This window comes from Microbulbifer epialgicus, from assembly GCF_041447265.1.
Taxonomy (GTDB): domain Bacteria; phylum Pseudomonadota; class Gammaproteobacteria; order Pseudomonadales; family Cellvibrionaceae; genus Microbulbifer; species Microbulbifer epialgicus.
Genome location: NZ_JBGMEK010000023.1, coordinates 1 through 13,065, shown reverse-complemented (window position 1 = coordinate 13,065; position 13,065 = coordinate 1). Strand labels below are relative to the sequence as shown.

The following is a 13,065-nucleotide window of genomic DNA, read 5'->3' as shown; positions in this document are numbered from 1 at the left end:
TCCTTCTGACCCAGTAGTAAGAGCGGGAGGAGGAAACTACCGGGTGGCGACTTCCATTTCTATGGCATGAGGTAGCCAGTATTCAATATTATAATCAATCAGGTGCTCACCGGAATCAAAGCGGAGCCTTGTAATTTTCAGGCTCGGAGCGCCAGCGGGGATGCCTAATGGCCCAGCACAAAGCAATTCCAAGTTGGCACCCTGAATATTACAGCGTTCTTGAATAATATTTACTGCGTAGCTATCCTGTAATATTTCTGTAACAGATCCGGATAAATCTAAGTCAGATAACCCGGAAAAGCGCTCTGCGGGAAGATAACTTTCCTCTACCATAACTGCCCGTTGGTCCAGGTAGCGGACTCTTCGCATTTCAAAATATTTGCTGCTTTTATTGGCGTTAAAGGCTGAGTAAATATCGCGTCGCGCGGTCAGCTTGCGGAATCCCAGTACTTTGGTTGTCGGTTTAAAACCCTGCTGCCGAGCCATGGAATTGAAATTGACCTTTTGTGCAGGGTTGATCACAAACCGATTTGGTGCGACAAACCAGCCTCGGCGATTTTGCCGGTAGACCAGCCCCTCCCCCTCAAGGCGGTTTAAACCGTCTCGCAAGGTAATACGTGTGACTTGCAGCTGCTCCGCCAGCTCTCGCTCGGCGGGCAGCTTTTGATTGGCGGCCAGGCGACCATTACTGATCAACAGTTGAACATGGGTCTTAATATCATCGTAACTGGAGGACACAATAGTTCTCTTGGATTTGGTCTTTAGCCTGGATACCGAGGGGTATTGTTATAGCCTATCAGGGGCGTTGTCCAAGAGCCAGTCGACGATTGATATCGACCAACACGGGTTCAAGCTTACTGATATTGTCTATTAAATAGTGGGCGCCACAACTTTCCAGTTTTTGATAGGCACTACAGCTTTGAATTCTTTTTTCCTCCTCTGAAAGTGCTTGCCAGCTATCCAGGGATAACCCTGAAGCATTGCCGGAAAGTACCACCGCAACCGTCCACATGCCGGCATTGTGCCCCTCGTGAATGCCTGCGGCGGTGTCATCAACCTTAACGCATTGGCTGACGGAAGGGATTTCCATTTCAATCACATTCTTTAATGCGGCAGCGGGCCCAGGTCGTGCGCCTGCAGCTTCATCCGCTGCAACGACACAGTCGGGTTTCAGCCCTTGTTGTTGAGCGTTTGCCAGCATTCCCTCAATCATCTCGCGGCTGTAGCCGGTGGTGCTACCGATACGTAAATTACGCTCACGCAAGTGAATAAACAGTTTGTCAGCCCCCGGTACTATTTGACTATGCTTATCGATTTCCTGAATCTGTAATGGGGCCAGCTGCTGATACAGTTTGTCTATATTGGATTCCTGGGACGGGCGTCCGTGCACCTCTTGCCAGGAAACTTGAATGGATTCCTGCTGTAACATACGGCGAATATGTTCTTTTTTCTCTGTACCCATTGGAATACGGGTTTGTTCCTCGCTGACAGTAATTCCTGCATCAGCAAAAACCTGCATAAATGCACGCAGTGGAGCGCGGGAGCCAAAATCCACTAATGTTCCGGCCCAATCGAAGATAACAGCTTTTAATTGTAGAGGTTCCATGGATGACTTCCTTTAGTTGATGTCTGAGGGGCTAGGGTGGGTGGTTACTTGGCGATTAAGTACCTTTGCACAGGCCCTTAGCCAGTGATCTAAAGGAGCTACATCTAACCCTGGTACTTTTCCTGCATCATCCCACTCACGCAGGGTCAGGGCATCCCTGGCGAAGGGATCTTGTAGAAATTCATATTGCTCTTGATCGCTCATCTCCTCGCCCTGCTTTGTAAGAGTTTTCCGGCTGGCACTGGAGAGCCGTGCTTCATAATTACTTTTCGTACTCATTAGAAATCTCTTGGCCTGAACGTGTAAGGCGATGGGCATGGTAACCGTGCTGGGAAACCCCCAACGCCCTAGCAAGTCAGCGCCAATACGATCATGTTCGCTGTAACCTTCGGAATCTATTCCGGGCATTTTTTCCTTTATGGCATAAAGGTGGCCGATATCGTGCAAAAATGCGGCAACAACCAGATCATCAGAATTATCAGAGCGTTCTGCTAGGGCCGCGCACTGAGCGGCATGCTGTAGTTGTGTACAGTTCTCCCCGAGGTTTATGTCTCCATATTGCAAAAACAATTGACGTATTTCATTCACCGCTTCATTGATCATAGATCAAGCACTCCTCTAAAGAATTTTCTTCAAAAATACTCTTTATTACCCGCTCCATAAGTGCGGGCCCGGTTGTCATACCTTTTCCTCCAATACCCGTCACCAAATGAATATTTTCCGCTGCAGAAGTGAGGAGTACTTCTCGACTATTTTCCTGGCTGTAATAGCCGTTCCAAGTCCTGGCTATATTACAATGGGGGAGATCAAGGATACGTTTGGCTTCAGCCACCATCAGCGTGGATATTTCCTGACGGAACTCATAGTCCAAGGTCTCTGAATCTTGGGCAGAGAAGTACTCATGGGAGTCACCGATGATGATGCTGCCATCGGTAGACTGACGAAGCAGCAGGTGAATTCCAAACTTTCCTAAGTCTGGACCAATCTGGGGTGCTGGTAAGTTTTTATAGTTGGGATAACTCTTGAATGCCTCATAGCGACGTATAGTCAGGCCGGTTAGCAGATTCCCCGGAACCTTGACCCCCACAATGGGTTGGGTACGTAACATCTGCAACTTACTGAGTTGCATTTCCTCTGTTTGCAATAATTGTGGGAATATGCGGCTAAGTTGGTGGCCACAACAAATCAGCACCTGCTCCGAAATATAGATTTCTCCATTTGAGCAACGAATCTCAATACCGTTAATAACTTTCTCGACGGCTATTACTAGAGAAGCTCTTTTAAAGTGGAGATTTATCTCATCCTTAAGTAGCTTCCAAAAATACTTCATTAGCAGAGTGCTTTCGGCACTCATTTCCTGCGGATAGAAGAGACCACCGTGACAATAACTCTGCTTTAGTGGTGAAATATGCTTGCGGCATTGGGTCGATGTAAGAAGCTTGGATGAGTAGTTAGTTTCGCGATTAATTTCATGCATTTCCTCTAGAAGACCTGCCTCTTCTATAGAGGAAGCTACATAGAGAGATCCGTGCTGCCAGAGTGCATCATGCATAAATGATGTCAACTCGCCGTAAATTTCCAGTGATCGCCGTCCCAGATTTCGCCACAAGTTCAGATTCATACCTGATGGCACTACTTGTCCAAAATTGCGTACTGTCGCTCCGTGGGGATTAGTGCTGGCATCAATTAGCAATACTGTTTTTCCTGCTTTGAGTGCATGGTAAGCGGAAAAGCTACCTAATACTCCTGCACCAACAATGGCGATATCAAACTTCATAACTTTTCTATAGCCTTTTTACGCTGGAGAAGTAGCAAGCCCTGACCGTGAAGATTGTTTGCGGCGCAGGCGGTGGAAGAAAAGAAGTGAGAACAACATTAGCAGAATGCATACAAAACCGGTGACGTAGGAAAACTGCAGGGTAAACTCTAGCCAGTTTAGGTCAGGCTGCGCGAATGTTTTATACAGCATGACACCGATACTACCGATATAGCCTGAGCTATCTGCCAGATAAATAACAAATCCAGCGTTACCAAGGCTTTTGGTGCAGGCGACCAAGCGTTCAAATAGTAAACAGTTAAACGGAACATAGCCGATATAGAGTCCGATATTTATCGCGATCATCCAGGCCGCTCCTGATATGATACCTGCCTCAAAAGCGAGAGTTGATGCAATACAAGCAGCTCCCCCTGCCGCCACTAATAACTGATTCAGCTGCAATGCACGGTAGTTGTTGCGTACAAAAATAAGTAGTGCCAGGGAACCTAGTACTACCAGTGCCACAGGCAGGGTACTGGTCAGGAAAATATGGGGTGCTTCATCATGTCCTAAAGCTTGCCATAGCTCCGCAGCAAAATTATCAGTGAAATCGCGAAATGCAGTTAGGAATACATAGGTCATTATTAAGGCTAAGAGCCCCAAGTTAGTTTCGCCAACAAAATTCCAGCGCATTTCTGTTGTCATCGGTACCCGTTGTTTGCGCGCACGGATATCGGCTTGACTGGGCTGGGGTATTCTACTGAGTGAAAATGTTGATAGAAGCAGGCCAGGTAAAAATAGTATTCCAACCGCCGCAGGCATCCACAGCTCAGACACATTCCATTCCAGCATTAAGTATGCAGCTACCGCTTTTACGGCTCCTGAAGAGACGATCAAGCTGACACATAAAATTGCGCCCAGTGCTTCCGTAAGGCGACGTCCTTCCAGATAGCTGAACACCAAGCCCCAAACCATTCCCAGAGGAAAGCCATTTAAAAAAAGCATGGCCACATTATAGGGAGCAGGGATCAATGCGAATGCCACCAGGGCCAGGTGGCTGGCAAGAACCAGGAGTATCAATAACCTGCCGCGCTGTAACGGGCGCAACTCTGAGACAACCTTAATTCCAATAATTTTTGAAAACGCATAGCCGAGTACTTGAGAAATAATCAGCGCGGTCTTGTAGTCGAGAATAAACTCCCAACCGGAAATGTCAGAAAAAGAGGCTGCTGCAAAGGGTTTACGAAAAGCATACATGCAGAAGTAAGTTAAAAAGGCAGCGACTCCAGAAAAGAGCAGTAGGAACAGCTCACTACTCTTAGCTTTACGGGAAGTGGACGCCGGTCCATTAGTAATATTTTCCATACTGGTTAACAGTTGCTTCTGGTCTAGACCAGATTCTAGGGGCCAGCGATTGCAGTTTTGTGACAGAACTTATGTGAAAACCAGGAACCTATTTCCAACGTGTTGGCAAAATTTAACAAAATACATACCTGGCTAGAGAGTGAAGGGGAGAATATTCATACTTCTGTTATACAAACGTCATACCTGCAAACTAGGATTCTGGTCTAGTCCAGATTTATGGTGATGGTCGAGCAAGTTAAATTTGTTTCGATGAAAAATTGCCAATCATATTTTGATTGAGACAGGGGGTGGAGAATGATTCGTGCCAAGTTATTGCCTGCAGCTATAGCTTTGATGACGGGGCAGGTTAGTTATGTATATGCAGAGGAAACTAGTGAGCAGAGCGCCCAGGATGATACTGGTATAGAAGAAGTGGTGGTGCTCGGGCGTATGTTTGATACTGAGTTGCGCTCCCTGGAGATACAGCGGGAATCCAACCGTATTGTCAATGTGGTATCGGCAGATGGTATTGGCAAGCTGCCTGATCGTAATGCTGCGGAGGCAGTTCAAAGAGTTGCGGGCGTCTCTATTGAGCGCGACCAGGGGGAAGGACGTTTCGTGGCTGTACGCGGCCTTCCATCCCAGTGGAGCTCTTCCAGTCTCAATGGTCACCGCTTGCCATCTGCAGAAGAAGAAACTACCAGCAGGGCTACGGCCTTTGATTTCTTCCCATCGGAACTAATTGAGCGTATCGAAGTTTCCAAGGCTGTCACTGCGGACCAGGAAGGGGACTCCATTGGAGGGAATGTTAACTTTATTACCCGTACAGCTCCGGAAGAACGCACTCTGGATATATCCATGTCGGGTGGCTATGCCGATAAAGCCGATGGCGATATTAAATCCATGAGTGTTCTTTATGGGGATAGGAGTGAAGATGGTAAGTGGGGTTTTCTTGCCAATGTGACCGGGTGGAGCAGGGACTGGGCGACAGATAATTATGAGCCCCGTCGTAAAGGAGAAGGAATATATCGCCTGGAGTTACGGGACTATACAGGAACAAGGGAAACCCTGGGATTAAATCTTGCTACCGAATACCTATTAGACGATGGAGGCAAGTTGTTTGCTCGCGGCTTGTATGGGACCTTGGAGGATGAGGAGGTCCACTATAAGCACAGGCTGAGATTTGATAAGGATAGAATGGAACTCCAGCATATTCACAACACGTTGATTACTCGCATGCAGGGTTTTGAACTCGGTGGAGAGCATTTTATCGGAGAAGATAATCAACTTGATTGGAGTTTGGCCAGTTATGATAATGAGTTCCGCTACGGGAACACACCTAATAAAGATGATAGCTCATACTTCGTAATGCGCTTTGATCAAACAGATGTGGGCTACATTGGATTGGATGAAGATGGGCTGGCCTATAACCAGATCGATGGCGGCACCGATCCGGCAGAAAATATTCCTACTCATCTTACCGATGGTTTTGTAATGGACCCTGCTCAGTCCAGCCTGTCTTGGGTTGAGCTTTACAAGGTGTATGTCAACGAAAAGGACAAAGTGGTAGCTTCTTTCGACTTTACCTCTGAGCTTTCCAGCGAGTTGGAATTAAAATTCGGGATAAAATATCGAGATAAGGAACGAGTTTCCGAATTTTCAGACGAGTTTTACGCTTGGGATGAGGACAATTACGGCCCAGCACCGGTACTTGCGGATTTCTCCTTGTCTGACCAACCAGGCAGAAATGATTACTTATCTGAATTGGATATTAACTACGAGTCACAGTTCTCCCAAGTCGCTTCAATGTCCCAGTTGGAAAGCTTTTGGAATCAAAACCGGGATAAATTTATTTTGGTTCCCGAAGAATCCGCCCTGGTGGAAAATGGCGGAGCGCTTGGGCGAAATTTTGAGCTAACTGAGAGGCACCTTTCCGCATATGGAATGGGTACTCATGAACCTTCAGATAGAATCACTTTAGTAGCGGGATTGCGACTCACTCAGACACAAACTGAGGTGGATAGCCAAGTATTTGTCGACGATGAAACTGGCAATGGATATCTGATGCCGTTTAATGGTGATAAAGAGTATTTATCGGTTTTACCATCGGCGCATATAAGGTATGCAATTACTGAAGACAGCAACATTCGCTTCGCTCTAGCGAGAACCTTTGCCAGGCCAGATTTTGGTGACCTGAATCCTGGAGGTTACTATGCCGAGCACGATAATGAGTTTATTGGTGGTAATCCAGATCTTGATCCCACTTACTCTTGGAATCTGGATATGATGTATGAATATTATTTCAACGATTCCGGCATATTATCTGCGGGTATGTTCTATAAGAGTATTACCGATCCAATTTTTACAGATGTTAAAGAAGGTGAATATAATGGGGTCTCAGGAGTCGATATCTACAGCCCAGAAAATGGTGATGATGCCTGGCTGAAGGGCTTGGAGTTTAACTTAGTGCGCAGACTGGACTTCTTACCAGGATTTCTTTCAAATATTGGGGTATCGGCAAATGTCACTTTAATGGATTCGGAAATGCACATTCCGGGTCGTGAAGAGTCTGTCCCAATTTCTCGTCAGGCTAATTTATTGCATAATCTCTCTATCTATTATGACGACGGTGCTTTTTCCATCCGCCTGGCTCAAAATCACAAAGGGGAGTATGTTGAGGAGCATGGTGCCAGTAAAGAGGAAGATCAATACTACGGGGCCTATACCAGTCTCGATATGAGTGCAAATTATACGCTGAATGATAATCTGGTTATCTTTGCGGAGGCTTTGAACCTCACTAATGAGCCACTGACTTATTATATTGGTAATGAAGATAGGCCGAAACAGGTGGAGTATTACGGGGTGCGCGGCCAATTGGGCTTTCGCTATAGCTTTTTCTAATTGATCATCGCTCTCAGAATCAAAATATCTGGAAAATACTGAATATTTTGATTCTGAGAGCTTACTGAAATATTATTCACTTATATCGAAAGAGGATCTCCGCGTTTGAGTAGTGTTTCAATGTCAATATTTTTGGGAAGACTACCTGTGCTGTGTATTCCTTTACTTTCCAATCTAGATTGAATAAATGCATCACTTACTGCCTCATTGCCTAACTGAAGAAGTAGATGGGCCTGCATAGTAAGCGCCATTCGATCAACAATGGTACGCGCCCGATATTCAAACTGGTCCAAGTCCGCAAATTCTTTCTTCAGCGCATCTATAGCTTTATCGTAGTGTGCATTCAAACCTATACTGCCCGAGAGTTCATCCAGCCAGTGATTTACTACGACAGGGGTTTTTGTGATTGCTCGAAGTACATCCAGAACTTGAATATTGCCAGAGCCTTCCCAGATTGCATTGATTGGGGCATCGCGGTACAGGCGAGCAGTGATAAAGTTCTCGATAACTCCATTACCTCCCAGACACTCCATTGCTTCATAGGCATGGTGGGGGCTGCGTTTACAGATCCAATATTTTCCTACCGCTGCCCCCAGGCGCAACAGCATTTGTTCATGCTCTTGATCTTCTTGGTCCAAGGCCCTGGCCATACGCATAGTCAAGGCGATAGAGCCTTCAACCTCTAAGTGCAGGTCCGCCAGTACATTACGCATCAGGGGTTGATCAATCAGTTTTTGCCCAAAGGCCTTCCTTATTGAAGCATGATAAATAGCCTGTACTACTGCTTGGCGCTGACCTCCGCTGGAACCAACCATGCAATCGAATCGAGTGATGGCCACCATCTTGATGATTGCATTTACACCCCGGCCTTCTTCTCCCAATAACCAGCCCATAGCACCTCGCATCTCCACTTCGGAAGAGGCGTTGGAAACATTACCGGCTTTCACTTTGAGCCTCTGAATTTCCAGCCGGTTTTTACTACCGTCCGGACGCCAGCGGGGAACTAGAAAGCAGGAGAGTCCTCCGGGTGCCTGGGCTAAAATCAGAAAAGCATCACACATGGGCGCAGACATAAACCACTTGTGCCCGAGTAATTCATAGGTACCGTTACCCATCGGAATGGCAGTAGTGGTATTGCTTTGCACATCAGAGCCGCCTTGCTTTTCTGTCATTCCCATCCCAATGGTCAGGGAAGATTTTTCAAAATATGGTCGATTGCTACCGTCATAGCCTCTGTTCAAGATTTTGGAGACCCACTGCTTGGCAACTTCTGAGTTGAGTTGGATCGATGGGATTGAGGCGAAAGTCATGGTTACCGGACAACCATGTCCTGCTTCAAGCTGAGTTTGTAAGTAATATTTCGCTGCTCTTGCGACATTTGCCCCAGAGCGAGGTTCGGCCCAGGGAGCACTGTGTAGACCCTCAGAAAGAGCCAATTGCATTAGCTGGTGGTATGAGGAATGATAACGAATTAGGTCAATGCGGTTACCAATACGGTCATGGCTTTCAAATATGGGTTTGAACTCGTTGGCTGCATAGCCGCGTTCAATCATTTCCGGCCTGCCACATACTTCTCCATAGCGTTGTAAGTCATTTTCAGACCAGTGTCCACCATTGAAAAATAAGGATTCCTGTAGGGCTTGATCACCTGCATATAAATTGTGACCACAAAGAGGAGGGACTTGGTTGCTGACCATGTGAGTAGATGCATGCGCAGAAGGATGAATGTCATCGGCCATAACTTCACTCTCTATAGATTAGAGTAAACATATGGGTTTTGGATGGTTCAGTTTGTACCATCTTCCCAGTTTGAGCATAAACATTAATACTTAAAGCCGTGTGTTATAGCATATATGAAATGAAACTTGATTACTATTTGATCGAATTGGGTCTCAACACATGGGTACCAGAACAAAACTGACTTATATTAAATTGATGGTTGTCGTAATTTTTATTCAAAGCAATATCTTTTTATAAAGAAAATTCACATTAGTTATTTGATAACTATTGAATAAAGATATTCGCCTTTCTTGTTTGTCTTTGCATGTTTTAGGATATATATCATACATTCTTTCTATGTGTATTCTGGTAATTATCAGAAAATAATCCATTAAATTTGCGAATTAGTATAAGTTTCTCGGTATTTCTTAAATTATGTTTTTATTTTTGAGTCTAGAACAAATAATGCCAACACTAGATTTGGGAATCAAAAAATCATACCTTTGTATGATTAAGTGACATTCGACAGTAGCACTAGCACACTTAAGATTGAATTTTTGACATCTAGATCACTTCCTGTTGCAGTAAATGGGTTGATCGAATAGATTTAACTCAACGTAAAAGTTATCGAAGAATGAAAATAGAAAAATAGAAAAAGAAACTAAAACACATCACAATAAGGCCGCATGTTGGGGGAACCCAGATGAATTTGCATAAGGACTATGCTCGTCTTAAAGTAGTTACTCAGAATCAGGAATCCAAGGGTCCGGTTGTTGCTTTTTTGACATCCTCAATCAATCTACAGACTTCTATTTTTGCCGGTCGAATAGAGGATGAATTTGAGACTAAGTGCTCTATATTTCAGCTTTCTTCACTACCCTCCTTTGAGGAGATAAAAACCGAATATCTCCTTCTTGACTGTGCTGATCTACTCACTTCAGATCTGGATCAGTTGCTTAGGGGGATTCATGTAGTATCCAATCCTCCTAATGTTGTTTTGATTAATGTTGAAGAGGCTGAAGAGTTGGATTTTGTCCTCCATTGGGAGAAGGTTCTTGGGATGATGCCTGCTGAATGCGATCCAAAAGTAATTATGGAAAGGTTAGGGCAAATATTTACAGGAGAGTACTGGTTTCCTAGAGAAGTCTTGCATAATTTCCTACGTCAACATCGGAAGCCAAAGAAGTGGCGGGATAAGATTTCAAACTTAACACAAAGAGAGCGGCAGATATTACAGTTAATTTGTGATTGCAATACAAATGCGAATATCGCGGAAGCTCTTTGTGTTAGTGAGCATACGGTTAAGAGTCATCTATATAAAATTTACCGAAAAATAGGCTGTAAAAACCGGTTGGAGGCGAGTAGTTGGGCCAGTCAGAATTTATAAGATGATTGCTTTAAATAATTTCTTCAAGAATCTATCTATTACAGTTTTTTTGTGCTTGGTGTCTTCCAATGTTTTGTCTCAGGAAGAAGAGGGGGTTGTTAATGAAGATTCTCTTCTGACGGGACTGGTAATAGATAATACAGTGAGCGGTATCGGGCAAGGATTTGCTCGCGCGCTCTCTATCTATCTCACTTCTAATCTGACTGAATTTAATTACAATCTCACCGTTCACGAGAGGCCTTCAGCAAGATGGGGTAGTGTTGTTTGGGTGACATACGAAGGTAAACAGGTATTTCGAACCGTCATTTATCCAGGGCGTAGACGTTTTGGGGAGGCAGTCGAGCAGGCAGCATCACAAATTAACAACAATATTCGTCAACAAAGATTGCAGGAGCTGTTCTCTCAAAATGGGGACTTAGCTGGGGATGAAATTTGATGAAAAAACATATAATTTTAGTTGCTACATTTTTCCTTGTTGTGTCAGGGCGGGCTGGTTTTGCTACGGAATTGATCTATACACCAGTAAATCCATCATTTGGTGGGAATCCATTAAATGGTAACTATCTATTAAATAATGCGAGTGCACAGAATAGTAAAAGAGATCCCAAGGCTGATAAGTCTCCGTACTCTGAGTCATCTTCCCTGGACAGATTTACTGATACCTTGGAGTCAAGGTTATTGTCACAACTTTTGACCGACGTTGGTGATGGTAATAATGGCACCCTGATAACGGATGATTTTATTGTAAATATTATTGATGTAGATGGAACTTTAACGATAACTATTACGGATGCCGTTACCGGGGAAATTTCTGAAATTGTTGTTGTAGGGTTAGATCCGGCAAATTGATGTTTATATGGCCATTGGATGGCATTTTTGGGAATTTCGGGAGTGGTAGTGATGTTGTTGAGAGTATTTCTTATAGTATTTCTTGTTTCTATAAGTGGTTGTAGTTTTTTTCAGCAAACTGGAGATGCATTGTTTGGCCCAGGTCACCAGAAGGCAGCTTTGACAGACAGAATGAGTACCTATGCAGATTTAGTAAATTTGCCGGCTCCCAGAGGGAAAATCGTTGTAGCAGTTTATGGTTTTAGTGACCAAACAGGACAATATAGACCAGCTCCATCCAGCTCATTTTCTACTGCCGTTACTCAAGGTGCAGCTTCAATGTTGGTTCAGGTGCTCAATGAATCTGGCTGGTTTGTTACCCTGGAAAGAGAAGGATTACAAAATTTACTCACTGAGCGAAAAATAATTCGTGCTGCATTGAAAGAGGAGGAGGTAGCGCCTCCGTTTGAACTGCCTTCTTTGATGTCAGCAAATGTAATGCTCGAAGGAGGGATTGTCGCTTATGATACCAACATTAGAACTGGTGGCGCTGGTGCGCGGTATTTTGGTATTGGGCTTTCTCAACAGTATCGTGTTGATGAAGTAACTGTTAATTTGCGCGCCGTTGATGTTAGGACTGGTCGGGTACTTAGTAGTGTTCTTACTAGTAAGAAAGTACTGTCCCGACAGATACAGGGAGATGTTTATACTTTTGTTGAGTATAAGCGTTTACTGGAAATTGAGGCGGGCATGACTACCAATGATCCGGCTCAGTTATGTGTGCTCTCAGCTATAGAATCTGCAGTAATCCATCTAATCGCTAATGGTGTAAATGGAAATCTGTGGGCTTTGCGGGATAATAGCGAATACCCAGCATCTATTTTGGATCAGTACTCTGAGAGTACTGTGAAAATTCTCTAGCCCTCTATTGTACATTTAGTTGGTCGATTTTGCAGATTTATAGGCGCGTGTTATCGAAGGCAGAAAACATCCTCCATGAGTTTCTTATTGAATTGCTATGTTTTTCATAAGCTAATCTTGCCTGTAAGCTTGTGTAATTTACTTGGGGATTTATAGTATTTTAAGTTTATTTGGAAAGTTTCGAAGGTTTTATTTCTTAGATATTAACCCGGCGGACAAATAGTTCAGTTATGCTGCGTACCTAATTGATTCGTGTCGGAAGTAGGCTGCTACACGCGCGGGCTTCTTTTGTAACATTCTCATGTGAGAAAGCACTTTCCTTTTTAGCTTCTCCTTGGATCGGGCTGGCATGCCACTGTGAACGCCCCCTTTAAGGTCGCAATTCAAATACTCATCTGGATTCAGTTCAGGTGAATATGATGGTAAATAATAAATTTCTATCTCATCCTCGTGCTCTGCCAGCCAAGCTTTAACAAATCGTGCATGATGTACCCTAAGATTGTCCAGAATGAGGTAAACTTTACGCCCCGCTGTTTTGATCAATCGCTTAAGAAAGTCAATCAGCCTATCGGCATTCATACTTCCTTCGTAAATTTGAAAACG

At 44.4% G+C, this 13,065-nt stretch carries 12 protein-coding genes; 5 read left to right on the top strand and 7 right to left on the bottom strand.

The genetic code is table 11. The features are described from left to right. Window positions 1-36 precede the first annotated feature (36 nt). Genes ACCI49_RS11695 through ACCI49_RS11675 form a run of 5 tightly spaced genes read right to left on the bottom strand, consistent with a single transcriptional unit; the run spans window position 37 to window position 4,727 of the window. Window positions 37-738: a UTRA domain-containing protein gene (locus ACCI49_RS11695; protein WP_371839151.1), complete on the bottom strand. Its 702-nt coding sequence runs from the start codon at window positions 736-738 to the stop codon at window positions 37-39. A gap of 58 nt (window positions 739-796) precedes the next feature. Continuing rightward, window positions 797-1,606, bottom strand: coding sequence for a phosphonoacetaldehyde hydrolase (gene phnX / locus ACCI49_RS11690; RefSeq protein ID WP_371839150.1), 810 nt, complete (start codon window positions 1,604-1,606; stop codon window positions 797-799). Window positions 1,607-1,618: 12 nt separating this feature from the next. Further along, window positions 1,619-2,209, bottom strand: coding sequence for an HD domain-containing protein (locus ACCI49_RS11685; RefSeq protein WP_371839148.1), 591 nt, complete (start codon window positions 2,207-2,209; stop codon window positions 1,619-1,621). Further along, window positions 2,199-3,383, bottom strand: coding sequence for a TIGR03364 family FAD-dependent oxidoreductase (locus tag ACCI49_RS11680; RefSeq protein WP_371839147.1), 1,185 nt, complete (start codon window positions 3,381-3,383; stop codon window positions 2,199-2,201). Before ACCI49_RS11680 ends, ACCI49_RS11685 begins: the two co-directional genes overlap by 11 nt. Before the next feature lie 18 nt (window positions 3,384-3,401). Then, window positions 3,402-4,727 carry a DUF5690 family protein gene (locus ACCI49_RS11675; protein WP_371839146.1) on the bottom strand — a complete coding sequence of 442 codons (1,326 nt, stop codon included), beginning with the start codon at window positions 4,725-4,727 and terminating at the stop codon, window positions 3,402-3,404. A 294-nt stretch (window positions 4,728-5,021) separates the two neighbouring features. Between ACCI49_RS11675 and ACCI49_RS11670 the strand changes: the two genes are divergently transcribed. Continuing rightward, window positions 5,022-7,607 (top strand): TonB-dependent receptor, encoded by a 2,586-nt coding sequence (locus tag ACCI49_RS11670; RefSeq protein WP_371839145.1) that lies wholly within the window; start codon window positions 5,022-5,024, stop codon window positions 7,605-7,607. 80 nt (window positions 7,608-7,687) lie between these two features. Here the strand turns inward: ACCI49_RS11670 and ACCI49_RS11665 are convergent, their stop codons facing one another. Continuing rightward, window positions 7,688-9,346, bottom strand: a complete 1,659-nt coding sequence (locus ACCI49_RS11665; RefSeq protein WP_371839144.1) for an acyl-CoA dehydrogenase family protein — start codon at window positions 9,344-9,346, stop codon at window positions 7,688-7,690. Between the two features lie 683 nt (window positions 9,347-10,029). Here ACCI49_RS11665 and ACCI49_RS11660 point away from each other — a divergent pair. The 4 genes from ACCI49_RS11660 to ACCI49_RS11645 are packed head-to-tail and all read left to right on the top strand — an operon-like array spanning window position 10,030 to window position 12,462. Continuing rightward, window positions 10,030-10,713, top strand: coding sequence for a helix-turn-helix transcriptional regulator (locus tag ACCI49_RS11660; protein WP_371839143.1), 684 nt, complete (start codon window positions 10,030-10,032; stop codon window positions 10,711-10,713). 1 nt (window position 10,714) lies between these two features. Then, entirely contained in the window at window positions 10,715-11,149 is a 435-nt protein-coding gene (locus ACCI49_RS11655) for a CsgE family curli-type amyloid fiber assembly protein (protein ID WP_371839142.1), read from the top strand. Next, window positions 11,149-11,562, top strand: a complete 414-nt coding sequence (locus ACCI49_RS11650) for a curli assembly protein CsgF (RefSeq protein WP_371839141.1) — start codon at window positions 11,149-11,151, stop codon at window positions 11,560-11,562. Before ACCI49_RS11655 ends, ACCI49_RS11650 begins: the two co-directional genes overlap by 1 nt. A 51-nt stretch (window positions 11,563-11,613) precedes the next feature. Beyond that, on the top strand, window positions 11,614-12,462 hold the full coding sequence (locus ACCI49_RS11645; protein WP_371839140.1) for a CsgG/HfaB family protein: 849 nt from the start codon (window positions 11,614-11,616) through the stop codon (window positions 12,460-12,462). Between the two features lie 228 nt (window positions 12,463-12,690). On the opposite strand, the gene ACCI49_RS11640 is transcribed toward ACCI49_RS11645, so the two are convergent. After that, window positions 12,691-13,065, bottom strand: a 375-nt coding sequence (locus ACCI49_RS11640) for a transposase (protein ID WP_371837343.1), incomplete at its 5' end; no start/stop codon positions are given.

Bases quoted from the DNA above. Each gene is read 5' to 3' on its own strand.
- phnX (WP_371839150.1), bottom strand. From the start codon at position 1,606: ATGGAACCTCTACAATTAAAAGCTGTTATCTTCGATTGGGCCGGAACA.
- ACCI49_RS11685 (WP_371839148.1), bottom strand. From the start codon at position 2,209: ATGATCAATGAAGCGGTGAATGAAATACGTCAATTGTTTTTGCAATAT.
- ACCI49_RS11680 (WP_371839147.1), bottom strand. From the start codon at position 3,383: ATGAAGTTTGATATCGCCATTGTTGGTGCAGGAGTATTAGGTAGCTTT.
- ACCI49_RS11675 (WP_371839146.1), bottom strand. From the start codon at position 4,727: ATGGAAAATATTACTAATGGACCGGCGTCCACTTCCCGTAAAGCTAAG.
- ACCI49_RS11670 (WP_371839145.1), top strand. From the start codon at position 5,022: ATGATTCGTGCCAAGTTATTGCCTGCAGCTATAGCTTTGATGACGGGG.
- ACCI49_RS11665 (WP_371839144.1), bottom strand. From the start codon at position 9,346: ATGGCCGATGACATTCATCCTTCTGCGCATGCATCTACTCACATGGTC.
- ACCI49_RS11660 (WP_371839143.1), top strand. From the start codon at position 10,030: ATGAATTTGCATAAGGACTATGCTCGTCTTAAAGTAGTTACTCAGAAT.
- ACCI49_RS11655 (WP_371839142.1), top strand. From the start codon at position 10,715: ATGATTGCTTTAAATAATTTCTTCAAGAATCTATCTATTACAGTTTTT.
- ACCI49_RS11650 (WP_371839141.1), top strand. From the start codon at position 11,149: ATGAAAAAACATATAATTTTAGTTGCTACATTTTTCCTTGTTGTGTCA.
- ACCI49_RS11645 (WP_371839140.1), top strand. From the start codon at position 11,614: ATGTTGTTGAGAGTATTTCTTATAGTATTTCTTGTTTCTATAAGTGGT.